We start from the raw sequence: 20,608 nt of genomic DNA on the forward strand, positions 1-20,608 counted from the left end.
AACGTGGTGCTATTTCAAGTCAACGCCCTAGCATTCTCTCTCAGCTTGGGTTAGATGATGATACTTGGTTATCATTGGCCAGTAGTTTTGGCAAAGATTATCACGGCGCGGTAGGGTCGTTAGACGCGTTATCCGCATATGCCAGTCACACAGGTAAGTGTTGGATAGCGAGTAAAAACCAATTACGGCTGCATTAGTTCATCGTTAATTCATTTCATTCCTAATCATTTTATTATTAGCGTTCGCTAAGCTTTCTTGTATATAAAAACTGATGAGTTTTAGCTATTTACTTATAAATTCTATGCATTAGCTTTTATTACCCAACTATTCCCATTAATTGACTTGGTGTGTGGATAATAGAAATAGCATATTAAGCATAATGTAAATGAATGGATGTCCAGGTTTATTCGCAGGTTTATTCGATTAATTGACTTGGTGTGTGGATAACAGAAATAGTATATTAAGCATAATATAAATGAATGGATGTCCAGGTTTATTCGTTTCGAATGAATGGATGTCCGGATTTATTTCGGGGTGAAGACCAAAAAATACAGTTGGTTATTTTCTTTCTTCAAATTTTAGCCACAATATTTTGCCCGTTAATAAGGGCGTCATATGCCTATGGAGGCTCTGTAAGATTATATGGAAATTCGTAGTATTTCATGGGAGCAAACAATCCCGCTTCGACAAAGTGTTCTTTGGCCAAACAAACCTCCTGAATATTGTCATGTAGATGGTGATCATGATGCAATGCATTTTGGTGCCTTTGTTAATGGCGAACTTATTTGTGTTGCTTCCGTATACATCAAATCAGATAAAGCACGCCTACGTAAGTTTGCTACTAAAACTGATTATCAAGGGCAAGGTATTGGCTCTAAAATGCTAACGTTTATTATTAACACACTTAATAATAGGGGGGTAAAAGTTTTTTGCTGTGATGCTAGAGAATCTGCTTTAAGTTTTTATGAGCGTTTCGGTATGCAGTCATACGGAGAACGTTTTTATAAAGCAGATGTGTCTTACTTTAAAATGGAAGTTGCTTTAAAGTAAGTTTAAAAATCTATAACAAGAATCTGAAATCCGCTAGGTTTTACTATCGTGCTTTTTGTAATAAACAACACACACAAAATCTGTACCAGCAATCTGTGCTTTAGGTTGGCGTTAGAGAAGTGCTATATATATTTAATTATTAGCGACCGCTAATATTTTGTATCCCTGAAAAAGTGCTTTTAACCATTAATTAATCTACTTTCTTTTTTTCAAGCAATGAGCAGTAATCTCCACGTTAATTTGATCCTTTTGATAGCAATTCAGCTTGTATTGTTTATATAAAAATTTATGGCTGTCCGCTAGTTTCTCTCTAGTTTTTAATTCCTTCATTAATTTGCTCTTTTTGTAGTTATCTAACCTTTATTTTTTTATTCTAGGTTTGTGGTTGTCTATTGGTTTTTTGGTTTTTTTTGATGCATAACCATTATTTTTTATGGTTATGTGATGTTGGCTCGTAAGTTGCAGTAAGGAATTGCAGTAAAAAATTGCAGTAAAAAATTTTCCATACTACGGGGTTTCTTAAAGTGATAAATAAACATGTTATTTCATTGATGGCTTTTATTCCATTTGTTGCACAAGCTCAAACCAGCACTATTTTAATTAATGATGTTAGTACTATTATTACAAGTGTCTCAAAAAAAGATGATGATATTGAAGTGTTACATAATAAGGATGTTTTAATTGTGGACGGTGTGATTAATAAAATATCTGATCATATTGAAGTCAAAACTGATAAAACTATCGAGGGGAAAGGAAAAATATTACAAGCGGGCTTTGTCGACACTCATGATCATCTCTGGCAGGTAGATATTCGCAGTTGTGGTAACGAGCATAACCTATATGGTTGGATTAGAGATTGTGACTTGCTACCAGCAAAAGCTCAGTTCACTAAAGATGAAGCTTTCGCGGCAATTCGCACCTCTACCTATGACTTAATTAATACGGGCGTGACAACGGTTATGGACTGGAATCATACTATGACAAGAGGCCAAACATGGGGAGGGTTAGATGCACTACAACAGTCTGGACTGCGCTATGTAATGGCATTTAATCCAAGCACGGATGATACTTTCAATAAAGATGCTTACAAATTAAAGTCTGCGATAGACAAGGATCCATTAGGGCATATGGAGTTAGCAAGTCATCCTGCTATCTATATGGAGGCGACAGCAAAGAAAGCAGTAGAGTTAGCTAAAGAGTTGAAGGTATCTGTTAATTTCCATTACCTGGAAAATAGAACCGATGATCAACTTGAACAGCATACAAAGGTATTAAAGCGTATTGGTGCAGATAAGGTACCGTTAATTCTAAATCATGTTGTTCACCCTACAGATGATGAGATAGCCTGGATGAAAGATATTCATGCAAAACTGACCCATAATGCGCTCAGCAACATGCGCTTAGCATCCGGTGTTATGCCACTAGGAAAGTTACATAAAGCTGGTTTAACTGTGGGCTTAGGTCTAGATGGTGCAGCCAATGATAATGCCGATTTTTTTACGTTGATGAAAGCAACTGTCGGTTTACAGCGCGCATCACATGAAGACCCTACTGTTTACCCTAGCTATAAAGATGTAGAACTATTGGCGACAATAGAAGGAGCGAAGGTTCTTGGCTTGGAATCCAGTGTGGGTACTGTAGAGGTTGGAAAGCAGGCTGATCTTATTTTATTAAATCCTAACACCAGCAACATGGGAGCTACTTGGGATAGTGTTGCACAGGTGACTTTAGAGGCGCAGCCTCGAAATGTTGAGATGGTGATGGTGGCCGGAAAGATTCTAAAAGAAAATGGCAAGGTGATAATCACAGATGAACCTTTATCAGCTCTGCTTGCAAAAAATAAGCAGACAGTAGAAAGGTTTAAAACTAAGTACACTAAAACTAAAGGTGATGCTCCTTTTTAGGGCTTAGTGCACCAATATTAAACGCTATAAAGCAATCTACGGGTTAATGCCGCTTACTTAAGGTGAACTGCATTAGCCTACGGGTTGCTTTTTTTATTTGATAATATTGTGTATTTAATTTTAAAAGTGACCATTTTGGTAAATGCCGCCCCTAGCTAGACGTTTAAAAGTTTGGCTCTTTTTTTTCGTTACTTCCCTTTTATTCGTTGATTTATTCTACTTTAATACACTCAATTAAAAGATGAATGACTCTTAGAAGGGGAGAGTGAAAACCCTCGAAAAATAGGTATTATTTTTAATGGGAATAATTATGATTTATTGTCCGGTTCCATGGCAGTTTAACTGTAGTTAGACATTGTTTTTTCTAAAAATATTTTGAAGTCTACAATCGGGGACTGGTAATTAAAATGAAATAATCTCACGCTCTTATTTCAAAGCGTGAGATTATTTTAAATGACATAGATTATGGCAGCTTAAGGGGCTTCAATCACTTGCTTCATTAGATCGAATGCATTGGTATTATCAATGTAGTCTCCATTTGAGCCAATATTTTGATAGTGAGTAACATAACCAGGATCGTTACCTTGAGTTAAATCACTTAAACCTTCAATACCATTACCTTTAGCATAGAAACGTACTAATTCATTAGTATGGCTACCGCTGTAGTATTTGACAACTGGCATCACACCTTGACCTGGGTTTTCTACAGGAGCATAGGCATTTTGGTCTGATGTTTCACCTAGTACATAAGAGTTACCATGGTCGGTAGTGACGATTAATAAGGTTTCTTCCCAACTACTATTTTCCTCAACCCACTCTATAACAGCAGCAACTGAGTTATTGAAATCTACCTGTTCTTCAATAATACGTGTTGTATCGTTCCAGTGTGCCGCCCAATCAACCGCACCACCTTCAACCATCATGAAGAAACCCTGCTCATTTTGAGAAAGGTAATTTAGTGCACCTTTGGTCATTGTTTTTAATGTTGGAGTATTGTCGAGAGCAGTACAAGCAAAAGCAACATACCTACCTTCGCCATTTTCACAAGAACGATACGCCTGTAATGTTGAGCTGTTTTGTACTAAGCCAAATAATGGAGCATCCATTATTTCGTTATCGGCTTCATTGTTTGCGAGCTTTTCAAAATCAGCTTTCGTTTCGATAAGATTCCACGCGGTGTCTGAACCCGCTGGTTTCAGCGTCTTATTATTCAATGCATTCCAATCATCTTCGCTAATATACCAAAAAGTGCTTTCCTCATTAGGCTTACTAGTACTGCTAAAATCAGGATGGCCTGCACCCATAATTAAATCTGCTTTACCGTTTGTTAGCATTTGGTGACCAATATCAGCGTAGTTATTACGGCTGACATTATTAGCAGAAAAAGCGGCTGGTGTAGCATGGCTATACATTACTGAAGTAACGATACCTGTCGCAAGACCATTTTCTTTGGCTATTTCTGTAATCGATTTTAGTGACTGTCCACAATAATCAACACCAATTGCGCCTAAATAAGTTTTGTTACCCGTCGCTAGTGCTGTACCTGCTGCTGCTGAATCAGTGTAGTTCTCGTTAAGGTATTGATAGCCAGCAAATGGGCGTCGATCGTCTGCATCAACCAGCTCATCATCCCAAGCTTTATCTTTATCATAACTAACTTCACCTACTTCTCCATCACAGTTCTCAAGTGGTTCTGAGTTTGTATTTAAAGAATAAGTACTCATACCCATACGTGTTTCTAACTCATTGTATGGGTATGTATTATTAGCAAGTGTTCCGTTTGTCCAGTAAGTTGCAATATCCCATGCCCCGTCACTCGCACCATCAGTAATCATCATGATCACATTTTTTCTTTTAATCTCAGGCTGAAATTCAGGTTGAGTTTCAGATTCAATTTCTGGTTGAGTATCAGATTCTGCCTCAGTATTAGAAGGGCTATTACAACCTGCTAATGAGAAAAGAACAGACATTGCAATAATATTAAGGTTCATCGGATTTTTTATAAAGCTCACTTGTGTAACTCCTTGTATTTTGTGTGGCTATATTAAGCCTCAAGAGTGTTACAGAATTATTAATGATAATTAAAAAAAATTTATGGCTACCCAAAGATTGGAAGTTAATAGATAAAAGTTGCGGACACCGATACATTGAAATTAATAATATCAATTAGTTAATCATTGAACCAAGGCTCAATGTGGTTGCACTTATCCGCCGTTGAACTTCCCCAAAATTAATGTATTTGAATAATCCAAACACACTAATTAACTGATATATTTTTACTCGTTAAGATCACTTATTTAATGCAATTGCTATAAAACCCAATAGGGTGTTCGGGTTAAATTAAATTGTGGGCAGATAAAGATTGAAGTTAATAAGCGCTGAATATTTTTATCAAACTATCTTTTAAAGGGGGTATTTGTACTTGTGGATAGAGTGTTATGACTTCATTTTTTTCATCATAAATTCTGTCATCAGGTTCAACTCGTTGCCTTTCTTATTGTATGCACCGATCATTCTATTTAGTGATGAAAAATACTTGAACATTGTAATTGAAAGAATCTATTACCCATCTGAAACTGCATATATTTAATAATTAATTGGTTACTTATTGAAATTACTTTTGTAAAAAATGCCGATAATATTTCCTTGTAATGGGTTACATCAATCGAGTGCAATCGTTAATCAAATATTTACAGTGATAATTTGGGTTTAATAAAGTCAATAAAAGCAGATATACGTCGAGCAAGAGATGACGATTTATAAAAGACGGCGTTAATTTGTTCTCGCTCTGGTTTGCTCTGCTTTTGCTGCTGTAATATAGAAATTAATCTGCCTGCGGCTATATCTTCATTAACCATAAATCCCGATAAGCAGGCGATGCCATTGCCTGCTAAAGTAAGTTGACGCACAGTTTCACCATTACTAGCAGTTAAATCTGGAACGATATTTTCTCCGTCAGTAATTGGCCAGCTATTAAGCACTTTTGCGCCAGTGAATCCAATTAGTTGATGTGCAGATAAATCAGTCGATTGTTTAGGTAACCCTCTTTTGGCGAGATACTCAGGTGAGGCTACGATATGTAGTGAGCTTTTTCCTAGTGGGCGGGCGTGTAATGTGGAGTCGCTTAATTTGCCGATACGAATGGCAATATCTGTTTTTTTCTCTAACAGGTCAACAATACCCTCATTAGACGTTAGCTCTACTTGAATATCAGGAAATGCTTTATTAAAAGGTGCAATGAGAGGAATGAGTTGATGAAAGATGAAAGGACTAGCTGCATCAATTCGTAATTTACCTGCAGGTAGTTCTCCACGTGTAACAAGATTTTGCTCAGCTTTTTGGATCTGTAATAACCCAGTACGCACAGATTCAACAAATAGACGTCCTTCATCGGTTAGTTCAATACGCCGTGTTGTCCGGTTCAAAATAGTCACGCCAAGCTGCTTCTCAATCTTACTGACGGCGCGAGACACTCGTGCAACTTGAATATCTAATAGTTCAGCCGCCGCTGAAAAACCACCACTATCGATCACTGCCAGTAGAATTTCTAAATCATCTGATCGCGTCAACATACGCTTCCCTTTTAATTTCAATAAAAATTACCTTCAATATTAACAAAAGTAATTTGTTAATAACACGGTTTTTAGCAACGTAAAGTTCATTAATAATGCGTCCAACAAACAAACCATACAGTTTTTAATTAATCAAACACTAAAAATAGGAAATAAATTATGCCTCTCGCTCTACTCGCACTGACGCTCAGTGCTTTTGCAATTGGAACAACTGAATTTGTAATCGTTGGATTAATTCCTGCCATAGCACAAGATATACATGTATCACTCCCATCGGCAGGATTGTTAGTTAGTCTTTATGCATTAGGTGTTGCAGTAGGCGCACCTGTGTTAACGGCATTAACAGGTAGGTGGAATAGAAAACACGTTTTACTGTCTGTGATGACTCTTTTTGTTGCAGGCAATGTATTAGCATGGCAAGCACCAAGTTATGAAACACTGATCCTTGCGCGCATATTAACAGGGCTTGCGCACGGAGTATTCTTCTCAATAGGTACTTCGATTGCAACGGGCTTAGTTGCAAAAGAAAAAGCGGCGAGCGCAATTGCGATCATGTTTACAGGGTTAACAGTGGCATTAGTAACGGGCGTACCACTTGGTACTTATATTGGTCAAACGTTTGGCTGGCAGTCTACATTCCTAGTGGTTGCAATATTAGGCCTGATTGCTCTTATTGGTAGTGCATTATTAGTACCCAATAACCTAAAACAAGCACCTGTGAGTAAGATTTCAGCACAATTTAAAGTGCTTGCTGAACCGCGGTTATTACTTGTTTATGCGATTACAGCAATTGGTTACGGTGGTTCATTTATAGCTTTCACCTACTTAGCCTCAATTTTAGAGCAAATCTCAGGCTTTGATTCAAGTTCAATTAGCTTAATCATGCTGGTTTACGGAGTATCGGTCGCCGTCGGTAATATTTGGGGTGGAAAAATGGCAGATAAAATGGGCCCAATTAAAGCGTTGACGATTATCTTTGCTGGTTTAGCTGCGGTGTTACTAGCACTCAACTTTACAGCAAGTAACCCAATTGCTGTCGTTATCACTATTTTAGTCTGGGGCGCGTTTGCTTTTGGGAATGTACCGGGATTACAGGTCTACGTTGTGAAATTAGCTGAAAAACATACGCCTAATGCCATTGATGTTGCTTCTGGTCTAAATATTGCGGCCTTTAATGTTGGTATTGCATTAGGTGCTTGGGGTGGTGGTTTAATCGTGGTAAAAGCTGGATTGATGAACACTCCTTGGATTGGCGCAATTGTTGTATTGATTGCACTTGTATTAACACGCTTTAGTGGTGCACTAGATAAAAGATCAGCTTCTCAAGAGCTTAAGCAAAAAATCGCTTAGTGAAGTAACACTTATTTAAACATCAAGACGACGCTATAGGTATAAAGCGTCGCCTTTTTTACTTATAAATACAACAGTCGAAGCTTCATGACAATATCCAGCTCTATTAATTGGATGTAATGAATGAAGCACAAGTAGCTTATTTAACTGCATACTTTCAAAATGAACACATTGATATACTTATTCATAATGCCGAAGTGGCGGGGAAGCGTGTGAAACATTAACCGTAATGAAGCAGAAAAGTTGGCTCGACGTGTTCGCCGTTAACACAGTTGCACCGATGCTGATCACTCAAGCGTTTAACCTATTTATTTAAAATTTGCACCATCACGACTGTGTAGCACTTGATTGCTGTGGTTAAGTGATCTTTGTTCTAGCTTATGGGTTTATAGGGAAAAAGCGATTAGCTTTGGGATTGTTTGAGTTTATGAAGCCAGTATTATCATGTAACATTTCACCATGAAAGTTAGCAATGCTGTTATAAATAGACTATAGGCTCTACATTGAAGAATTATTTTGAAAGTCCTTTCATGGGTAAATCACTAAAAGAACAAGTAACTAATCCTAATATTATCGTGGGAGAGCATAGTTATTATTCTGGCTATTATCATCACCATAGTTTTGATGATTGTGCTCGTTACTTACTATCTGATAGAACTGATGTTGATAAGTTAATTATTGGTAGTTATTGTTCCATTGGCTCTGGTGCCGTCTTTATGATGGCTGGAAATCAAGGGCACCAAAATAATTGGGTTAGTACTTTTCCGTTTTTCTATCAAGAAAATGATAACTTTGTTGATTCTAAAGATGGATTTGAACGGTCAGGCAATACCGTTATTGGTAATGATGTTTGGATTGGTACAGAAGCGATGATCATGAGTGGGGTTACCGTTGGTGACGGCGCAATTATAGCAAGCCGTGCTGTTGTCACTAAAGATGTCGCACCTTATTCAATTGTTGGCTCCAACCCTGCAAAACACATTCGTTATCGATTTACTGATAGTGAAATATCTCGTTTATTAGAAATGAAGTGGTGGCAGTGGAGTGATGAAGAAATTAAAGGCGCAATGGACTTAATGTGTTCGTCAGATATTAGCGGGCTTTATGATTATTGGAAAAAGTTGCATCGCGCATAATAAATGACTTCAGCGAAACTGCTTCATTAAGTCTATTGTTATTTCTTTATTCATTTAATTGATAATTACGTTTACAAGCGAGTTTTGTCACTGGCAATAGATTGTATTTACAAAAAGGGCGCAAAAGTAATTTGCTTTTAGATAGTTAATTAGCATTTCCGTCGATAACCTTAGCGCTTTTTTTCTTCTTTCATCTGCCAGTCTTCCAATTCAACTAATACAGATAACGCACCTTGGCCGCCAAATTCTAATGGTGCTTGATGAAAAGCTAAAATGTCTGGATGCTGTGCTAGCCATAATGGCACTTGTTTTTTGAGAATATGTTTGCCCATTCCATGAATAACACTACAACAATATAATCCTTCTTTTTTACAGCAATTAATCAATGCAGCTAACTCACTTTTAGCTTCTTGTTGAGTTAATCCATGCAGATCAAGAATGATCTCTGGTGTGAAATCACCACGGCGTAATTGTTTAACTAAGTATTTTTGTGCATCTGTTCGGCTATAACGAACCGGGCCTTCTTCTGGTAAAAGAGGTTCAAAAGCATCTGAGAAGTGGCTTTGTTCAAAATTCTGCTCACGTTTTTCTTTGATGACCGCTTTATTCTTGATGTTTTTCGGCGGTAATTTTATGGTATCCTGTTGCAACTTTTTGATACCTGCAAATTCTGCGCTAAAAAGCGAAAAATCATCATCATTATTATTATCGGTCATGTTTTTTCCAAAGCTAGGTGATTGAATGCGCGAAGTTTACCTCAATTGGAGAATAAATTGGATAGGATTTTTAGTGATGAAGCGGTGAATGAATTAGTCACCATTCAAGACGTAGTACGTTGGGCGGTAACTGAGTTTAACCGAGCAGGATTATTTTTTGGTCACGGCACTGATAACGCTTGGGATGAAGCGGTACAATTAATATTACCGTCGTTGAATCTAGATTTACAAAGCAATGTGATGATTTTACAATCTCGTTTAACCAAACGTGAACGTCAAATGTTGGTTGATTTGCTTGTGACTCGTATTGAGCAACGTATACCTGTGCCGTATTTAACCAACAGTGCTTGGTTTGCTGGTTTAGAGTTTTATGTTGATGAGCGTACGCTTGTTCCTCGCTCTCCTATTGCGGAATTGATTGAAGCTAAATTTGCTCCTTGGGTAAAAAAATCACCTAAACGTATTTTAGACTTATGTACGGGTAGTGGTTGTATCGCTATCGCGTGTGCTTATGAATTCCCTGATGCAGAAGTTGATGCGGTTGATTTATCAGAAGATGCATTAGAAGTAGCTGATATTAATATTCAAAATCATGGTGTATCTCAACAGGTTTTCCCTATTCAGTCTGATTTATTCAGTGGAATTGAGAATGAGAAGTATGATTTGATTGTGTCAAATCCGCCTTATGTTGATGCTGAAGATATGGCAAACTTACCTGAAGAATATAAACATGAGCCTGAGCTAGGTTTAGCTTGTGGACATGATGGATTAGATTTAGTCCGTGATATGTTACGTCAAGCTGGTGCAATGTTAAATGAAGACGGTGTTTTGTTTGTAGAAGTAGGGAACTCTCAAGTTCATTTACAAGCTGCTTATCCAAAAATTCCATTCCAATGGATTGAATTTTCAATCGGTGGGCATGGTGTCTTTGTATTAACCAAAGCACAGCTTGATAATATTAAAATCTAAGTTGAAAAAGATTTAAAATATATAGTTGATATTTACAGGGAAGGTGTGCGCTAGCAACATCTTCTTGATATGAAAATTTATAACAATCATATTATTGATGTCATTGTTATTAAACGTGGGAAATTAAAAAATGGCAGGAAGCAGTATTGGTCAAATTTTTAAGGTAACAACCTTTGGTGAAAGCCACGGTGCAGCTTTGGGGTGTATTGTTGATGGTATTCCACCTAATTTAGAAATCACTGAAGCTGATTTACAGCATGATTTAGATCGTCGTCGCCCAGGTCAATCTCGTTATACCACAATGCGCCAAGAAGGAGATCAAGTTAAGATCTTATCAGGAGTATTTGAAGGAAAAACAACGGGTTGTAGTATTGGTTTAATGATTGAAAATACCGATCAACGTTCTAAAGATTACTCTGCGATTAAAGATCTGTTTCGTCCTGGACATGCTGATTACACATATCATCAAAAATATGGACACCGTGATTACCGCGGTGGTGGCCGTTCTTCTGCTCGTGAAACTGCGATGCGAGTGGCTGCAGGTGCAATTGCTAAAAAATATTTGAAAGAGCAATTTGGTATTGAAATTCATGGTTACTTGAGTCAATTAGGTGATATTACACCAGATACTATCGACTGGAATGAAGTGGAAAATAATCCTTTCTTTTTTCCTGATGTATCAAAAATAACGGCTTTAGAAAATTACATGAAAGCGTTAATTAAAGAAGGTAATTCTGTTGGTGCTAAAGTCACTGTGGTTGCTTCTTGTGTGCCTGTTGGTTTAGGTGAGCCTGTTTTTGATCGCCTTGATGCTGAGTTAGCACATTCTTTAATGAGTATTAATGCAGTTAAAGGTGTTGAGATTGGTGATGGTTTTGCTGTTGCTAACCAAAAAGGCACTGAACACCGTGATGAGATGACTCCCGAAGGTTTCTTATCTAATCATGCTGGTGGTGTGTTAGGCGGTATTTCAACTGGCCAAGACATTATTGCGTCAATAGCGTTGAAACCAACTTCTAGCTTAACGATTCCTGGGCGTACTATTACCACTGATGGTGAAGCGACAGAGATGATCACTAAAGGTCGTCATGATCCATGTGTGGGTATTCGTGCTGTGCCAATTGCTGAAGCACAAATGGCAATTACTTTACTTGATCACGTATTACGTCATCGTGCACAGAATTTACATGTGACAACTAATACACCACATTTGAAATAAGCCTGTAGCTAATTTTATTTGTATAAAAAACAGTCTCATTTGAGACTGTTTTTGTTTCTAAGTTTATTTTGTTAAATCAGAAGATGCTAATCTAAATAGCGCTTAAAATGAATTATTTTACCTTCATCAGTTACTTCTATTCCGTCTTTTTCTAATAAGGTTTTTTGCCTTATAAAGCGATCTCCACTCAAGGATATTTTCCCTTGTGCATTGACTACTCGGTGCCAAGGTAAACGAGAATCTTTGGGAAGTGTTGATAATACTTTACCTACGTGGCGAGAGTGATGTGGAAAACCTGCTTGTTTAGCTAACTGCCCGTAAGTGGTTAGTTTTCCTTTTTCTATAAAAAATAAAATAGTATAGATATTTTGTTTAAACTCTTGCATTTGTCATCTCTGTATTAATACCAATCACAGTAAATTTAGCTTACATACTTAATGTAATCGGTATAAGGAGTTTAAATATTAGGTTTCTTTTTTCTGATAACTAAATTCGTTACCTTGCATTGGATCCTTTGGTACGAAGAAAGAAAGTATTAGTGAACAAATAGCAAAACCTGCTCCACAATAAAATACCCATGCAGGATCAGTAATCCATACAATGCCTAATAAAACAGGAATAACAACAGCGGCAATATGATTAATGGTAAAACTAATGCCAGCAGTAGCGGCAATATCTTTGGGATTCGCTATTTTTTGAAAGTAGGTTTTGATAGCAATTGCGAGCGCAAAAAATAGATGATCAATAACGTATAAACTAGCTGCAATGGTACTGTTTTCTACTAAAGCATAAGAGATGAAAAGTAGTATTAATCCCGTATATTCGAATATTAATACCGGACGTTCTCCCAAGTGACCAATCAGCTTTCCTATTTTGGCTGCAAATAACCAGTTAAAAACATAATTAATTAAGAATAAAGCACTAATTTCGGCAACACTGTAATGGAATTTTTCGACCATTAAGAATCCTGCGAACACAACAAAAATTTGTCGACGAGCACCACTAAAAAAAGTGAGCGCATAATAGAGCCAGTAACGTTTTCTTAAAATAAACTTTTTACTTTGTTCAGTTAAAGGTGGGAATTCTTTAAATGCTGATGCGATTAATAATGTAAGGATGACACCTAACCCACCAAACAATAAATAAGTGGTTTTGTAGCTCACATGAAAGTAGTCCATTAATACCCAAACACTGCCATAAGCAAGTAATGATGCGATAGCTTTGACCGAAAGTACTTTCCCCATGAAGTGTGCGGTATCAGGTTTTTTAATCCACTGTAATGTAAGTGATTGATTAACTGTTTCAAAGTAATGAAATCCAATCGACATGATAATGGTTGTTAAATACAAGCCGGTGGCGTATGGGAAGAAGCCTGTTATAGCGACACCGACTGCCATTATGATTAAAGACAATATGGCTAGGCGTTGTTCTTTGATAAATAATAAGACATAAATGGCAGTAAAAGCTAATAACCCTGGAATTTCACGTAAGCTTTGTAGTATACCGATCTCAACACCGGTAAAAGCTGCTTTTTCAACAACAAAATTATTAAGTAATACCATCCATACAGAAAATACCAGTGGCATAATGAAAGCCATTGAAAGTAATAAGTTTTCAGGTTTTTTAAAAAAGGGATGAGATTTCATAGCATATATTACGATTGATTAAAAAAGCGAATATTACGCTTTTTGATCAATAAAGCGAATAATCTCACAGAGAAACCTTCTTTGAAGAAAAGTTGATAGCAATCATCAGTAAATAGCTGATCTATTTTATTGCTTAAAACAACTCACTTCTTTGTTATAAACTTCGTTAATGGAACAAACATTTATTTAACTTACACCTCGAATTGAATTGTTTGTTCTGCGCAAAATGCAGATCACATACTTAATGTCATTGGTATTTTTTTTAAAAAAGACAGTAAATTTGTGGTGTGGGCTTTTCCGTTACAAAAAACGTCATAATAAAAAACTATTAACATTTGTGGTAAATTTGTTTTCATAAATGCTGACAAAAAAACATTGAGCCAACAAAATTTTGATTTAATAATTACATTATTTATGAATTAATATTCAATTATTATAAATATAAATTCATGAGAGCACTGTGTTTATTCACTTTTTTTGTTATTTGTTGGTTAACTTCTTGAAAATAAGAGTTTGCTCTATGTTCGGTTATTGCTTTATTTTTAAGTGTTTAGGTGAATTTACATAAATATAACGAATAATGATCAATGAGTTACACTGCATTAACAAATAGATGTAGCAAAAGTGAATAAGAAAATTGGATTTTATGCAGGTTAAAAGATAGAATACGCACAAAATTACGCCTGTAACAGTAGGGTGATTGTGAGAAATAATGTATAAGCTCTGTGCTTATAGGGATGTTATACGCGTTATTTCTTAGATTGGGGAGTCTTGCTGAGTGCGCTTCACCTAAAAAGTAGTTTCCTTTATAAAAAAAGTAAAAAATTAATTGCTTATTTTTGAACATTAATTGGGTTTTCTGATTAATGTCTCAATAAATAAGTCGTGTGTAGCACTTCGAAAACATTAGATCTGAGAGTAGAGAAATCTTTACTGTTTTATCTTGAAGGACATGTTTATGACTAATAAAGAGCAAAACGCTCAAGGCCTTTATGTGCCTGAACTAGAGCACGATGCCTGTGGTATCGGCTTTGTAGCACATCTAAAAAATAGTAAGTCTCACAAAATCGTGACACAAGCTTTAGATATGTTAGCGCGTATGGAACACCGTGGTGGGCAAGGCTGTGATCCATGCAGTGGTGATGGTGCGGGTATTCTTTTACAAAAACCGCATGAATTTTTAGTAATGGAAGCTTTGAAAGAAGGGATAACCCTTCCGAAGTTTGATCAATACGGTGTAGGTACAATCCTATTTCCAAAAGATGAAAATCGTCGTGATCAATGTCGTGAAATATTAGAGCGAACGGCTGAGCGTCTAGAGCTTGAAGTTATCGGTTACCGTGTTCTTCCAACCGACAATTCTATGATTGGTGCAGATCCACTAAGCAGTGAGCCACAGTTTGAGCATATGTTTGTAACTGGCGGTCCTGATATGGATCCTGCAGTATTAGAGCGTAAATTATTTATTTTACGTAACTACTCAACACGTATCTGTTTAGAGTCTGTTCAGGGTATTGAAGATAATTTCTACATTAATACTTTTTCATACAAAACGATTGTTTATAAAGGTCAGTTAACAACTGAGCAAGTACCTCAATACTTCTTAGATTTACAAAATCCAAGCATGGTAACTGCGTTAGCACTTGTACATTCTCGTTTCTCTACTAACACATTCCCTCGTTGGCGTTTAGCGCAACCGTTCCGTTACATTGCTCACAATGGTGAAATCAATACGGTTCGCGGTAATATCAACTGGATGAAAGCGCGTGAAGCGTTGCTTGAAGCAGAGTTCTTTACACGCAGTGAATTAGACATGTTAATGCCAATCTGTACAGATGGTATGTCTGATTCTGCAAGCTTCGATATGGCGTTAGAATTATTAGTACTTTCTGGCCGTAGTCTTCCTCATGCATTAATGATGATGATCCCTGAAGCTTGGCAAGAAAATAAAAACATGGAACCTAAGCGTCGTGCTTTCTACCAGTACCATGCAAATATTATGGAACCATGGGATGGCCCAGCGTCTGTTTGTTTCACCGATGGTGTACAAGTTGGTGCAACGCTTGACCGTAATGGCTTACGTCCATCTCGTTACTGTGTTACTAATGATGACTTCTTAGTGATGGCATCTGAATCAGGTGTTGTTGAAATTGAACCTGAAAACATCAAGTTACGTGGTCGTTTACAACCGGGTCGTATTTTTGTTGCTGACCTTGAGCAAGGCCGCATTATTTCTGATGATGAAGTAAAAGATGGTATTGCTGCAAGAAAACCTTATGAAACTTGGTTAGCTGATAACCTAGTTAAATTAGAAGATAAGCCTGCTGCACTTGAGCGTAACATTCAACCAGATGCTGGTTTATTGTTAAAACGTTTACAAGCGTTTGGTGTTACTTCTGAAGAAATTTCTGACATCGTATTACCAATGTTCCGCGACGGTAAAGAGCCGTTAGGTGCGATGGGTGTGGATTGGCCGTTAGCGGTACTGTCTCATCAGTCTCAGCATTTATCTCATTACTTTAAACAATTATTTGCGCAAGTAACTAACCCACCAATCGATCCGATTCGTGAGCGTATGGTTATGTCGTTAAATACTTACTTAGGTAAAGATAAAAACTTATTAGCTGAAACACCTGAACATTGTCATAAAGTTGAGCTTGAGTCTCCAGTATTAAGCAACGCAGAATTACAAAAAATTAATGCGTTAGATGATAAGCATTTACAAGCTAAAACATTAGAAACTTTATTTGCTGCATCTGGCGAAAAAGGTAAGTTGAAGAAAGCCTTAGATCGTATTTGTCGTTACGCAGAAGATGCGATTCACGATGGTTACTCAATCATCATTCTTTCTGACCGTAATGCAACATCTGATCATGCACCAATTCCTGCTATGTTAGTAACAGGCGCGGTACATCACTACCTAATCAAACGTGGCCTTCGTGCGCTATGTGATATCGTAGTTGAAACAGGTGACGTACGTGAAACACATCATTTTGCAACAGTAATTGGTTACGGTGCTTCAGCTGTTAATGCTTACTTAATTGAAGAAATGATTGTTGATCTAAAAGCGAAAAAACGTTTACCTGCTGAAAAATCAGTTAATGATGTATTCAAAACTTATAAAGCAGCAATTGATGCGGGTCTATTGAAGATCTTCTCTAAAATGGGTATTTCAACCATTCAGTCTTACCAAGGTGCTCAAATATTTGAAGCGCTAGGTGTGAGTAAAGCTGTTGTTGATGCATACTTTAAAGGGACTGTTACACGTATCCAAGGTCTGTCTATTGACGATATTGCAACTGAAATATTAGTACGTCATCGTTTTGCTTTCCCATTACGTGCGGTTCCTGCTCAACGTTTAGACGTGGGTGGTGTATACCAGTGGAAACAACGTGGTGAGAAACATCTATTTAACCCTACAACTATTTCTTTATTACAAGAATCTACTCGTAACAAAAATTACGATCAATTCAAGCAATATGCAGAAGCAGTTGATAAACAAGGTGATGATGCTGCAACGTTACGTAGTCAGTTTGTATTTGTACCTAAAGCAACAGGTCCAATTTCAATTGATGAAGTAGAGCCAGCAGAAAATATTCTTAAACGTTTTGCTACAGGTGCGATGTCATTTGGTTCTATCTCTCACGAAGCTCACTCTACGTTAGCAATCGCGATGAACCGTATTGGCGCTAAATCAAACTCTGGTGAAGGTGGTGAAGATCCTGCTCGTTTCTTACCAAAAGAAAACGGTGACTGGGAACGTTCAGCAATTAAACAGGTTGCATCAGGTCGTTTCGGTGTAACGTCATACTACCTAACTAACGCTGCTGAAATCCAAATCAAAATGGCACAGGGCGCGAAACCAGGTGAAGGTGGTCAATTACCAGGTCACAAAGTTGATGACTGGATTGGTCGTACACGTCACTCTACTCCTGGCGTTGGTCTAATTTCACCACCACCGCATCATGATATCTACTCAATCGAAGATTTAGCTCAGCTTATCTACGATCTGAAAAATGCTAACCGCGCTGGTCGTGTTAACGTTAAATTAGTATCAGAAGCAGGTGTGGGTACAATCGCATCAGGTGTTGCTAAAGCAAAAGCAGACGTTATCTTAATCGCTGGTTTTGACGGTGGTACAGGTGCATCTCCATTATCATCTATTCGCCATGCGGGTTTACCATGGGAACTTGGTTTATCTGAAGCACATCAAACGCTAATGAAAAACGGCTTGCGTAATCGTATCGTTTTACAAGCAGATGGTCAGATGAAAACACCTCGTGATTTAACAATTGCAGCGTTATTAGGTTCTGAAGAATGGGGGGTAGCAACAGCTGCACTGGTTGTTGAAGGTTGTATCATGATGCGTAAGTGTCATTTGAATACATGTCCTGTTGGTATTGCAACACAAAACAAAACATTACGTGAGCGTTTTGACGGTCGTGTGGATGATGTTGTGACTTTCTTCCAATACATGGTTCAAGGCATGCGTGAAAACATGGCTGCTTTAGGTTATGCATCAATCACTGAAATGGTTGGTCAAACACAAAACCTTAAAGTACGTGACGATGTAACACACTGGAAATACAAAAACTTAGATTTAAGCACTATCTTGTTCAAACAAGCTGGTAAAGCTGAAGATGGGATGTTTAACCAAACAACTCAAAATCATAATCTAGAAGAAGTATTAGACAGAAAACTAATTGAATTAGCACAACCTGCTCTTGAAAAAGGTGAAGCAGTATCGGGTGCATTCCCGATCACTAATATTGACCGCTCTTGTGGTGCAATGCTTTCTAATGAAATATCTAAAGTGTATAACGACATTGGTTTACCAAAACCGATGCAAGTTAAATTCACTGGTTCTGCTGGTCAATCATTTGGTTGTTTCCTTGCAAAAGGTGTTGAATTTACCGTTGAAGGTGACGCAAATGATTACTGGGGTAAAGGTTTATCTGGTGGTCAAATTGTTGTTTATCCTTACCGTAATTCACCATTAGTTGCTAAAGATAACATCATCGTTGGTAATGTATGTTTCTACGGTGCAACGTCTGGTCAGTCATACATTAACGGTATGGCAGGTGAACGTTTCTGTGTTCGTAACTCGGGTGCAGAGGTTGTTGTTGAAGGTATTGGTGACCACGGTTGTGAATATATGACTGGTGGTATCATGATTAATCTAGGTACAACTGGCCGTAACTTTGCGGCAGGTATGAGTGGCGGTGTTGCTTATATTTGGGACCAAGATGATAAATTTACTGCAAATTGTAATATGGAACTAGTTGATCTAGATCCACTAGAGCAAGCAGATAAAGACTTATTAATTGCAAAAGTAACTAAACATTTAGAGCTAACAGAGTCTAACTTAGCGGCTGCATTCTTAGCCGATGTTGAAGCAAGCTTAGCGAAAGTTGTTAAAGTAATGCCTCGTGATTATAAAGCGGTATTAGCGGCTCGCGCGAAAGGAGAAGCATAATGGGTAAGCCTACTGGATTTTTAGAATTAGGTCGTGAACTTCCACCAAAATTACCGGTTGAAGAGCGTCTAAAAAATAATAAAGAGTTTGTACAAAACGATGTATTTGGTGAAAAAGTTAACGACCAAGCATCTCGCTGTATGGACTGTGGTGTCCCTTTCTGTCACAACGGTTGTCCGATTGGTAACATCATTCCTGAATTTAATGATGCGGTTTACCGTGATAGTTGGTCAGAAGCTTGGGATATCTTAAGCTCGACTAATAACTTCCCTGAGTTTACTGGTCGTGTGTGTCCTGCACCTTGTGAGAGCTCGTGTGTATTAGGTATTAACCAAGACCCGATTACGATTTGTAATATTGAAAAAAGCATCGTAGAAAGAGCTTATGCTGAAGGTTACGTTAAACCAAAAATCCCTAGCTCTCGCAGCGGTAAAACCGTTGCTATCATCGGTTCAGGTCCTGCAGGACTTGCCGCAGCTGAGCAATTAAACTCAGCTGGTCATACTGTTACTGTATACGAGCGTGATGAAAAAATTGGTGGTTTATTACGTTTTGGTATTCCAGACTTTAAACTAGGTATGGATGTTATCGATCGTAAAATCGCGGTAATGGAAGCAGCTGGTATTAAAATGGTTGTGAATGCTCATATCGGTGTTGATTTTGATGCTAAAGACTTACGCAAGCAGTTTGATGTTGTGTTATTAACGGGTGGCTCTACAGTTCCTCGTGATTTACCAATCCCTGGTCGTGACTTAAAAGGAGTTCATTTTGCAATGGAATTCCTAGGTCAAAACAACCGCCGAGCAAACGGAATGGATCTTAAGACTGAAGAAATTCATGCTAAAGATGATCACGTTGTTGTTATCGGTGGTGGTGATACAGGTTCTGACTGTGTTGGTACATCTAACCGTCATGGCGCAGCGTCTGTTACACAAGTGGAAATCATGCCGATCCCACCTGAGAAACGTACAGTTAACATGCCTTGGCCTTCATACCCAATGATCCTAAAAACAACCACTTCTCATGAAGAAGGTGTGGATCGTCATTGGTCAATCCTAACCAAAGAATTCATCGGTGATGAAAACGGAAACGTTAAAGAGTTAGTGGTTGCAGATATTGAATGGGAAGAAGCAGCACCAGGTCAACGCCCTAACTTTAAAGAAATTGAAGGTTCTGTACGTTCAATTCCTTGTACTAAAGCATTCTTAGCAATGGGGTTCTTACACCCAGAGCCAACAGGAGTATTAGCACAGTTAGAGATTGGCTTAGATGAACGTGGTAATGTTCAAACTGACGATTTCCAAACAAATCAAGCGGGTGTATTTGCCGCTGGTGATATGCGTACAGGTCAATCTCTGATTGTACGTTGTATTAATGAAGGCCGTGAAGCTTCACGTGCAATCGATACTTACTTGATGGGTAATACTAATCTTGAATGTATCAACGATTCATTAATGATCGCTGATTAATACCAACTTAGATTACAATTTATAGCTGCTTGTTAGCTAACATGGTTCAGCTAAAAATTGTTGAGTTGATAGTAAAAAAACAAAACCCCCTCTCTTGTTGA

General features: G+C 37.7%; 13 protein-coding genes and 1 pseudogene. 9 read left to right on the forward strand and 5 right to left on the reverse strand.

Annotated elements, in window-relative coordinates:
* The 3 genes and pseudogenes from E2R68_RS13930 to E2R68_RS13235 form a co-directional block, all read left to right on the forward strand.
* Positions 1-197, forward strand: a pseudogene (locus E2R68_RS13930) (hypothetical protein); the annotation flags it as partial.
* 445 nt (positions 198-642) lie between these two features.
* Complete coding sequence (locus tag E2R68_RS13230) at positions 643-1,050, forward strand: GNAT family N-acetyltransferase (RefSeq protein ID WP_134278155.1); 408 nt, start codon at positions 643-645, stop codon at positions 1,048-1,050.
* Between the two features lie 524 nt (positions 1,051-1,574).
* Positions 1,575-2,954 carry an amidohydrolase family protein gene (locus E2R68_RS13235; protein WP_134278156.1) on the forward strand — a complete coding sequence of 460 codons (1,380 nt, stop codon included), beginning with the start codon at positions 1,575-1,577 and terminating at the stop codon, positions 2,952-2,954.
* A gap of 473 nt (positions 2,955-3,427) precedes the next feature.
* On the opposite strand, the gene E2R68_RS13240 is transcribed toward E2R68_RS13235, so the two are convergent.
* Both E2R68_RS13240 and E2R68_RS13245 read right to left on the reverse strand, forming a co-directional pair.
* Entirely contained in the window at positions 3,428-4,966 is a 1,539-nt protein-coding gene (locus E2R68_RS13240; protein WP_134278157.1) for an alkaline phosphatase, read from the reverse strand.
* 678 nt (positions 4,967-5,644) lie between these two features.
* Complete coding sequence (locus tag E2R68_RS13245; RefSeq protein WP_134278158.1) at positions 5,645-6,526, reverse strand: LysR family transcriptional regulator; 882 nt, start codon at positions 6,524-6,526, stop codon at positions 5,645-5,647.
* Between the two features lie 159 nt (positions 6,527-6,685).
* Between E2R68_RS13245 and E2R68_RS13250 the strand changes: the two genes are divergently transcribed.
* Positions 6,686-7,876: an MFS transporter gene (locus E2R68_RS13250; protein WP_134278159.1), complete on the forward strand. Its 1,191-nt coding sequence runs from the start codon at positions 6,686-6,688 to the stop codon at positions 7,874-7,876.
* Positions 7,877-8,379: 503 nt separating this feature from the next.
* On the forward strand, positions 8,380-9,012 hold the full coding sequence (gene catB, locus E2R68_RS13255) for a type B chloramphenicol O-acetyltransferase (RefSeq protein ID WP_134278160.1): 633 nt from the start codon (positions 8,380-8,382) through the stop codon (positions 9,010-9,012).
* A gap of 170 nt (positions 9,013-9,182) precedes the next feature.
* On the opposite strand, the gene smrB is transcribed toward catB, so the two are convergent.
* Positions 9,183-9,728: an endonuclease SmrB gene (gene smrB / locus E2R68_RS13260; RefSeq protein ID WP_134278161.1), complete on the reverse strand. Its 546-nt coding sequence runs from the start codon at positions 9,726-9,728 to the stop codon at positions 9,183-9,185.
* Between the two features lie 57 nt (positions 9,729-9,785).
* Between smrB and prmB the strand changes: the two genes are divergently transcribed.
* Entirely contained in the window at positions 9,786-10,697 is a 912-nt protein-coding gene (gene prmB / locus E2R68_RS13265; protein ID WP_134278162.1) for a 50S ribosomal protein L3 N(5)-glutamine methyltransferase, read from the forward strand.
* Between the two features lie 130 nt (positions 10,698-10,827).
* A complete protein-coding gene (gene aroC / locus E2R68_RS13270) occupies positions 10,828-11,916 on the forward strand; it encodes a chorismate synthase (RefSeq protein ID WP_134278163.1) in 1,089 nt (362 codons plus the stop codon).
* 86 nt (positions 11,917-12,002) lie between these two features.
* Here aroC and E2R68_RS13275 read toward each other — a convergent pair whose 3' ends face one another.
* Together E2R68_RS13275 and E2R68_RS13280 are read right to left on the reverse strand one after the other, a co-directional pair.
* The gene (locus E2R68_RS13275; protein ID WP_134278164.1) at positions 12,003-12,302 is read right to left on the reverse strand and encodes an MGMT family protein; all 300 of its coding nucleotides are present in this window, start codon (positions 12,300-12,302) and stop codon (positions 12,003-12,005) included.
* 78 nt (positions 12,303-12,380) lie between these two features.
* Positions 12,381-13,562: an MFS transporter gene (locus E2R68_RS13280; protein ID WP_134278165.1), complete on the reverse strand. Its 1,182-nt coding sequence runs from the start codon at positions 13,560-13,562 to the stop codon at positions 12,381-12,383.
* Positions 13,563-14,520: 958 nt separating this feature from the next.
* Between E2R68_RS13280 and gltB the strand changes: the two genes are divergently transcribed.
* Together gltB and E2R68_RS13290 are read left to right on the forward strand one after the other, a co-directional pair.
* Positions 14,521-19,038, forward strand: coding sequence for a glutamate synthase large subunit (gene gltB / locus E2R68_RS13285; protein ID WP_134278166.1), 4,518 nt, complete (start codon positions 14,521-14,523; stop codon positions 19,036-19,038).
* Entirely contained in the window at positions 19,038-20,507 is a 1,470-nt protein-coding gene (locus E2R68_RS13290) for a glutamate synthase subunit beta (RefSeq protein WP_134278167.1), read from the forward strand. Before gltB ends, E2R68_RS13290 begins: the two co-directional genes overlap by 1 nt.
* Positions 20,508-20,608 lie beyond the last annotated feature (101 nt).

This window comes from Psychromonas algarum, from assembly GCF_004376845.1.
GTDB lineage: Bacteria > Pseudomonadota > Gammaproteobacteria > Enterobacterales > Psychromonadaceae > Psychromonas.